3 protein-coding genes are annotated in these 3,682 nt (G+C 75.0%); 2 read left to right on the top strand and 1 reads right to left on the bottom strand.

Annotated features, from left to right (window positions below; translation table 11 throughout):
* Positions 1 to 157: 157 nt before the first annotated feature.
* Entirely contained in the window at positions 158 to 454 is a 297-nt protein-coding gene (locus tag V7E45_RS38680) for an acylphosphatase (RefSeq protein ID WP_333778964.1), read from the top strand.
* Between the two features lie 42 nt (positions 455 to 496).
* Positions 497 to 2,506 (top strand): PE-PGRS family protein, encoded by a 2,010-nt coding sequence (locus V7E45_RS38675; RefSeq protein ID WP_333778963.1) that lies wholly within the window; start codon positions 497 to 499, stop codon positions 2,504 to 2,506.
* A 206-nt stretch (positions 2,507 to 2,712) separates the two neighbouring features.
* On the opposite strand, the gene V7E45_RS38670 is transcribed toward V7E45_RS38675, so the two are convergent.
* On the bottom strand, positions 2,713 to 3,682 hold a 970-nt coding region (locus V7E45_RS38670), incomplete at its 5' end, for an ATP-binding protein (protein WP_333778962.1).

Raw genomic sequence — 3,682 nt, 5'->3', positions numbered from 1 at the left:
AAGCGCCCGGGGCGGGGGGGCGCGGGGGGCGGCGCGGGGGGGGGGGGGGCGGCGCCGGCCCCCCCCCCCCCCCCGCGACTGCGCACCGCGGCCGACGCGTTGCTGGAACACGTCAGGGCGGTCGGATGAGCGGCGACGCGTACGAGGGGCGACGGGGATGAGCGTCCGGCAGCACGTGCGCGTCGGCGGCCGCGTACAAGGTGTGTTCTACCGCGACACCTGCCGGCGGCTGGCCGAGGAACGAGGTGTCGCGGGATGGGTGCGCAACCTTCACGACGGGGACGTGGAGGCCGTGTTCGAGGGCGCCCCGGACGACGTCGAGCACATGGTGCGCTGGGCGGCCGAGGGCCCGCCCGCGGCCCGGGTCGGCCGCTGCACGGCCACCCCCGAGGAGCCCGAGGGCCTCACCGACTTCCGCGTGCTGCCCGACGCGGCACGGGAAGGTGATCGTTGATCTCGGTGGACCGCCGCAGGGGCGACCGGGAGGATGGCGCTCATGACGTGCGGGGAGAGTGAACTGCGTGAGTTGCTGGAAAGGGCGGGGCTGGAAGTGGTCGGCCACGGAAGGGTGGACGACGCGCGCCCCGCGGCGGTGGCCTGGCGTCCGGTGATCTCCGTGAGCGCGACACCGACGGTGGCGGTGCGGGACGACCGGCCCGATCAGGTGGCCGAACTGAACCGGCAGTGGCACCGGCTGGCCGTCGAACACGGTGTGTTCGACGACAAGGGTGAGTTCCTGATCAACGTCGCCGGGCACGGCTGCCGGTCCTGCCGGGACAGCGACTGGACGCGTGTACGCCTCGCCGAGCGGTGGGACCTGGCCGGAGTGCTCGGAGAGCGCCGGGGGCGACCGGAGTTCGTCGCCATGTCGCCGGACGGCGCCACCGTGCTGGGTGCGACCAGTGAGGAGTACGAGGTCTGGCTGATCGCCGTCGACCGCTTCCACGCATGGGTCGAGTCCTGGGCCTGGGAGCAGGCCCGGGAGACCCCGCAGAAGCGCGAGTCCGGGTGGGAGGCCGTGACGCGCTGGAAGACCGCGTCGCAGAGTCTCCGGTCGGCGTGGCGTGACGGGCTGGCCCGCAACCCGGCCGCGCCCGCCTCGGTACTGCTGCGGCTGCTGGATGTCGCGGAGGGCGAACGGCTGCCGGGCGCCGGTCGGCTGATCCACCGTGAACTGCCCGACGAGGTCGTCGAGGCGTGGATCTCCCATCCCGAGCCACGGGTCCGCAGGGATCTCACGGAACGCTGGACACTCACGGCCGAGCAGCAGGAACGGCTCCTCGACGAGTTCGAGCCCCGCCTGCGATGGATCTTCACCGCCTCCGCCGTGGGGGTGAGGTCTCCGCTGGCAGAGGCCACGTTCGCGCGACTCGTCGCCGATCCCAGCGCGGAGGTGAGGGCCGAGGTCGCACACCACCACGACCTGCCGCCCCGGCACCTGGTGACCCTCGCGGCCGATGCGGACGCCGGTGTACGCCGCGCCGCGTGCCAGCCGGCCTGGCCGCACCTGGGACCGGACATCCGCACGTCGCTCCTGGCCGACCCGGACCCCGACGTGCGGACCGCGGCGATCCTGCTCGCCCACACCGCCGTACCGATGCCGGTCCCGGTGTTCGAGGCTCTGCCCGACGACGGGCGACGCCGCAGGGCCGCGGCGGAATGCCTGCTCTCCGAGGAACTGGGCGACGCTCTCGCGCACAGCACGGACCCGGAGTCGCGCCGCGCGATCGCCGCCAACCCGGACCTCGCGCCGCACCTCGTCACCGAACTCGGTCAGGACCCGGACCCGGCGGTACGGTGGACTGTGTCGGTGCGCCCGGACCTCACCGAGGAGGAACGCGCGCGCGTGCCCGTGGAGTTCGACCCCGCAGCACAGTGCCGTCCGCTCCCGTGGGTGCGGGCTCTGCAGGACGACGAAGAGGCCATGCGCCGCTGCGCCTCCTCGTCCCACCCGCTCGTCCGCCGCAGCGCCGCCTGTGCGGAGAACCTCCCGCCCGACGTCGTCGAACGCCTGGCACGGGACGAGGACCGGGTGGTGCGCCTGTTCCTCGCCGAGAACTGCGCACAGGCGCCCGCCGAGGTTCTGCTCGAGATGTACCGGACGTGGGAGGGCTACTCGGCCGCCCGCTTCCCGGACCACCCCAACTTCCCGCGCCAGGACACCCTGCGGTACGCCGACGATCCCGATCCCCGCATGCGTCGGCTCGCCCTCGAGGACCCCGCCGCCACGGCGGACCTGGTCGAGCGGTTCAGTCGTGACCCCGACCACGATGTGCGCCGGCGAGCCCTTCGCGACCCGCGCCTCACGCCCGCCTCGGTGATCCGTCTCCTCCACGACCCGAACCGGTTCATCAGAGAAGCGGCGGCGTGCGACCCGCGGCTGACCACGCGCGCGCTGACCAGCCTGCTCCACGACGCCGGCGCCGCCGCGTCCGCGGCCGCCAACCCGGCCGTCCCGGAGCACGTGATGCACCACCTCCTGGACCGGAAGCCGCCAGTCGTATAGCCGGAGATCGGGCGACACGTCGACGTCGCCGTGCGGGCGGGGTCCCCACCGGGAAGGCGTGCGCACGGCCGTCGCGCCACGACGGCCGTGCCCACACCGTGTGCGGGCCGGGACTTCGGCAGAACCCTCAGGGCCTGCTCGGGCCGGCGGGTTCGTCCGGACCCGGTTCGGGGCGGCTCCGCGTCCAGGACGGGTCGGCGGGCAGATCAGGAGTGGGGGCCGGGCCGGAGTGGGGGACGGTCGGCAGGTGCATGGGCGGTGGCTCCTTCGGACGAGGTGGGGGACGGTCCGTGGAGGGATGCGGTCGGTGCGGCGAGTGGGGTCGCCGCGTCGCGGGCCGGGGCCCGGTCATGGGGTGCGGGGGCCAGGGTAGTGGTGCTGATGCGGGCAGGGGAATCACTCGGGAGCGGGATGTCCGCCTCCGTAGCCGGGGGCGTTGCCGGCAGCTCCGCCCAGACGATGCGCGCGGGCCGACCCGGCGCGAGCGTCACGCCCCAGTCGTCGCTCATCGCGGCGACCAGGAAGAGGCCGCGCCCGTTCTGGTCGTCCGGGCCCGGCTGCCGGGGGAAGGGGAGGGCGCTGCCCCGGTTCTGGTCCTCTATCTCCAGGCGCACCCGGCCCGCCGCGCCGCTCACCCGGCACACGACGCGTTCGCCTGCCGCGTGCACCAGCGCGTTGGTGACCAGTTCCGAGAGCACGAGGACGGCGTCGTCGCGGACGGCCTCGGCGATGCCCCAGACCGTCAGCAGATCGCGCACCACACGGCGGGCCGTACCGACCACCGGTGGCAGCGCGGGCAGTTCGAAGGCGGCCGAGGGGCCGGGCAGCGCATCCGCGTCCCCGGCGGCGAGTGGGCCGGGGGCGGGGTGCCCGGAGTCGAGTGGCCTTGGCAGCGCGTTCCCGGTGACGAGTGGGCCGGACAGCGCCCCGGAGGCGAACGGGCCGGGGTCGTCGGGTCCAGGGAGGCGGACCGGGTGCCCGCCTCCGGGCGGTCTCGGGCCCGGGGCGGGCTCCGCCGGACTCCCTGCGCATTCCTGGGCGTCCGTGACGCGGACCGGGGGGCCGGCCGGTGGAGCCGCGGAGAGCGACGGCACCGGCACCCGGGACGGCGGTGGCGGTGGGGACGCGAGCACGGCGGGTCCGCCGGGGGCCCGGTCCTCGGACGGTCTGTGGACG

This window comes from Streptomyces sp. IBSBF 3136 (genome assembly GCF_036815105.1).
Taxonomy (GTDB): Bacteria; Actinomycetota; Actinomycetes; order Streptomycetales; family Streptomycetaceae; genus Streptomyces.
The sequence above is the reverse complement of the archived record's forward strand: the minus strand, read 5'-3'. Positions and strand labels throughout refer to the sequence as shown.

Excerpts from the sequence above, each read along its gene's own strand:
- V7E45_RS38680 (WP_333778964.1), top strand. The coding sequence starts at position 158 with ATGAGCGTCCGGCAGCACGTGCGCGTCGGCGGCCGCGTACAAGGTGTG.
- V7E45_RS38675 (WP_333778963.1), top strand. The coding sequence starts at position 497 with ATGACGTGCGGGGAGAGTGAACTGCGTGAGTTGCTGGAAAGGGCGGGG.